This is a genomic window from Pseudonocardia pini, from assembly GCF_013870575.1.
In the GTDB taxonomy this organism is placed as follows: Bacteria; Actinomycetota; Actinomycetes; order Mycobacteriales; family Pseudonocardiaceae; genus Pseudonocardia; species Pseudonocardia pini.
Map to the genome: position 1 here is coordinate 1 of NZ_JACBXB010000620.1, position 3,407 is coordinate 3,407.

The window sequence follows — 3,407 nt, forward strand, 5'->3', positions numbered from 1 at the left end:
CACCGAGGTGGTCGACGACCTGGAGTCCCGCGGGCTCGTCGAGCGGCGGCCGGACCCCGGGGACCGGCGGGCCACGCTCGTCGCGCTCACCGAGAAGGGCACCGAGCTCTTCGGCGAGATCCGCGCGGCCAGGCACGCCCAGTCCGCGGACCTGTTCGCCACCCTCGACGAGCGGGATCGCGCGGACCTGGGCAGGATCCTCCGCACGGTGCAGGAGGCAGCAGGAGGAAGGTCGGCGCCCGAGTGAACCGCTTCACGACCACGACCGAGTCGGAGGCCGTCGTCGCCGCCGAGCGGAAGGCGATCTGGGCGGTCCTCACCGACCCGGTGTGTCTCCCCCAGCTCACGCCGCTGCTGACCAGCATCGAGACGGACGGCGACCTCTGGCGCTGGTCGATGATCAAGCTGAAGGTCCTCGGCGTGGGGATCCAGCCGACGTTCACCGAGCGGATGCGCTTCACCGACTCCTCGCGCATCGACTACACCCACGAACCCCCGGCCGGCTCGCACGAGTACACCGGCGCCGAGGGGTGGTACGTACTCAAGGACGTCCCGGGCGGCACCCACCTCGCCATCCGGCTCACCCTGCACGTCGAGCTGCCGCTGTCGAGGCTGGCCGCCCCGGCGGTCACGGGCCTGATGAACGTGACCCTGCAGCGCACCGGCGACCGCTTCGTCACCAACCTGCTCAGACACCTGGACGCAGAAGAGGTCCCGGGCTCCCGAGTCGTGCGCTGACCCTCGCCCCGGACGACGCTCGAGATCGCACGTTTCGTGCTCTCAGCGCGGCAAGATCGCCGGTTGCGTGCACTGAGCGCTGCCTCGACCGCGCTCAGCGCACGAAACGTGCGATCTCTCGGCGACCCGAGAACCGGCTACGGGATGACGAGCGTGTGCTCCTGGCCGTCCAGGTCGGACACCGCGAGCGCCAAGCCGGTCTCGCGGGGCGGGACGGCGTCGCTGTGCCAGCGGCCCAGCAGCAGCTGCACCTTCTCCGCCATCTGCGTGCGCAGCAGGCGGAAGGAGTCCTCGGCGGTCGTGACGTCGTTGTGCTCCATGCCGACCCAGCCCAGCAGCAGCCACCAGGCCCAGGCCGCGGCACCGGCGTTGGCCACGAAGTCCGGGACGACGGGCACACCGCGGGCGGCGAGCATGGCCTCCGCCTCGGGCGTCGTGGCGGCGTTGGCGGCCTCGACGACGACCTTGGCCGCCACGTCGAAGCTGTTGTCCGGGGTGATCGCGTAGGAGATCGCGGCGGGGACGAACACGTCCGCCGGGATCCCCACGACCGCGGAGCGCGGCAGCTGTGCCACCCCGGCGGGCAGCCGGGTGCGGTCGATCTCCCCGTAGCCGTCGCGCAGGTCGAGCAGGGCGGGGACGTCGAGGCCGTTGGGGGCGTAGAGGGTGCCCGCGGCGTCGGCCACGGCGACGACCTTCATGCCCGCCTCGTGCAGGTACCAGGCCGCGCCGCCGCCCATGGTCCCGATCCCCTGGATCGCGACGGCGGTGTCCTCGACCGCCCAGCCGAAGGACGTCGCGGCGCCGAGGCAGGCGTGCGCCACGCCGTACCCACCGATCACGTCCCCGAGCAGCCCGCCCGGGACCTGCGCGTTCAGCCCCTTGCGGACGCGCTCCATGGTGGCGTCCGGGTCGGCGGACCGGCGGATCGCGGAGTAGTAGGACTGCCCGAGGCCGAGGGAGGCGAAGACCTCGTCGATCAGGTGCTGCGGCACACCGAGGTCCTCGGCGGTGACCCAGTGGGCGTGGACGTAGGGCTGCATGGCCGCGACGAAGCGCTGCAGCACCCCGAAGGCCCGCGGGTCCTTGGGGTCGAAGTCGATGCCGCCCTTGGCCCCGCCCACCGGCAGGTCGAACGCGGCCGTCTTGGCGGCCATCCCGCGCGCGAGGTCCTCGACCTCGCCGAGCGTGCAGCCCGCCCGCATCCGGGTGCCGCCGGTGGCGATGCCGGACCGCAGGGTGTGGACCACGAGGTAGCCGTGGGCACCGGTCACGCGGTCGGTCCAGGTCAGCCGCAGCACGGGCTCCTGTCCGACGACGGCGGGCTCGGCGTGGACCGGACCCAGCGGCTCCTGCATCGTGGTCACGGGCGACCTCCAGACTCGTGGCAGGCGGGAACAGGCCCTGGTCGGGCCGGGTGTTCGCGGTGGGAGCCGGCGGTGCGTCCCGCCGGTGACACCACTGTGCGGCAGCGGCGGCCCGCCGTCCATCAACGAATCCTTGAAGGTCGCGTTCACCCGGGCTGCATGCGAGGGTGGCGGGCGTGGAGCTCTCCCTGTCGCGCCTGCGCATGCTCCGCGAGCTGTACCGCCGCGGCACCGTGACCGCCGCCGCGGCGTCGTTGCACTACACGGCCTCCGCGGTGTCCCAGCAGCTCGCGCAGCTCGAACGCGAGGTCGGCGGCACCCTCTTCGAGCGGCTGGGCCGCCGGGTCCGGTTCACCGAGCTGGGGCTGGTCCTCACCGAGCACGCCGAGGAGATCCTCGGGTCGGTCGAACGCGCGGAGCTGGCCCTCGAGGAGGCTCGCGACGAGCGGTCGGTGCGGCTGACCGCGGGCGTCTGGGCGTCGGTGACGTCGGGGCTGCTGCCCGCCGCGCTGACCCGGCTCGCCGAGACCCATCCCGGGATCCGGGTCAGCACCCGCGAGCTCACCCCGGAGGAGACGGCCGGGGCCGTGCGGGACGGCGCCCTCGACTTCTCGTTCGTGATCGACTACTCCGGCCACCCGATGTCCTGGGACCCGGCGCTGAGCCGGGAGGTCGTGGCCGTCGAGCAGCTGTACGCGGCGGTCCCGGCGGGTTCGGTCACCGGCGCCGAGGTGGCGCTGGTGGACCTCGCCGACCGGCCGTGGATCCTCGCGGGCCCGCGCTCGCACTTCGGCCGCGCGGTGCGCAACGCCTGCCGCCGCGCCGGGTTCGAGCCGCGCACCATCCACGAGGCGGAGGAGCAGTTCACGGCGTTGGCGCTGGTCGCGGGCGGGTTGGGCGTCACGCTGGTATCGGATCTCGGGCTCGCCCAGTGCCCGCCGGGGGTCGACGTCCTGCCGCTCACCGAACCCGTCCTGCGCACCGTGTCGATCGCCTACCGGACCCGCGCGGTGCGCCGCCCCGCGTTCCAGCACGTGATCGCCGCCGTCCGTGAGGCGGCGCAGGAGCTCGGCCTCGCCGAGCCCGCGGAGAGCGCCCGCCTCCCCCTCCCCTGAGGCCCCTGGTGGGCTCGGGCGCCCACCACGAACGCTCGCCCGCATCGCCAGGACCCCGGCATCGTCTCGCTGGACAGGCCCAGGGTGCGGGTGCCGTGGGAGGTGACGAACGCGATCTGCGTGCCGGACACCGGGCCCGCGGCCGACACCCCGGCGAACGCCAGGCCCGGTCAGCGTCGCTTGATCC

Annotated in this window: 4 protein-coding genes; 3 read left to right on the plus strand and 1 reads right to left on the minus strand. The window is 73.7% G+C overall.

Annotated features, from left to right (window positions below):
- Both H5J29_RS35960 and H5J29_RS25920 read left to right on the plus strand, forming a co-directional pair.
- Nucleotides 1-247, plus strand: a 247-nt coding sequence (locus H5J29_RS35960; protein WP_181783633.1) for a MarR family winged helix-turn-helix transcriptional regulator, incomplete at its 5' end; no start/stop codon positions are given.
- Entirely contained in the window at nt 244-738 is a 495-nt protein-coding gene (locus H5J29_RS25920) for an SRPBCC family protein (RefSeq protein WP_181783634.1), read from the plus strand. The genes H5J29_RS35960 and H5J29_RS25920, both read left to right, overlap by 4 nt.
- Before the next feature lie 137 nt (nt 739-875).
- On the opposite strand, the gene H5J29_RS25925 is transcribed toward H5J29_RS25920, so the two are convergent.
- Nucleotides 876-2,096 carry a Glu/Leu/Phe/Val dehydrogenase dimerization domain-containing protein gene (locus tag H5J29_RS25925; protein ID WP_181783636.1) on the minus strand — a complete coding sequence of 407 codons (1,221 nt, stop codon included), beginning with the start codon at nt 2,094-2,096 and terminating at the stop codon, nt 876-878.
- A gap of 185 nt (nt 2,097-2,281) precedes the next feature.
- Here H5J29_RS25925 and H5J29_RS25930 point away from each other — a divergent pair, with 185 nt between their 5' ends.
- Nucleotides 2,282-3,220 carry a LysR family transcriptional regulator gene (locus H5J29_RS25930; RefSeq protein ID WP_181783635.1) on the plus strand — a complete coding sequence of 313 codons (939 nt, stop codon included), beginning with the start codon at nt 2,282-2,284 and terminating at the stop codon, nt 3,218-3,220.
- Nucleotides 3,221-3,407: the final 187 nt, after the last annotated feature.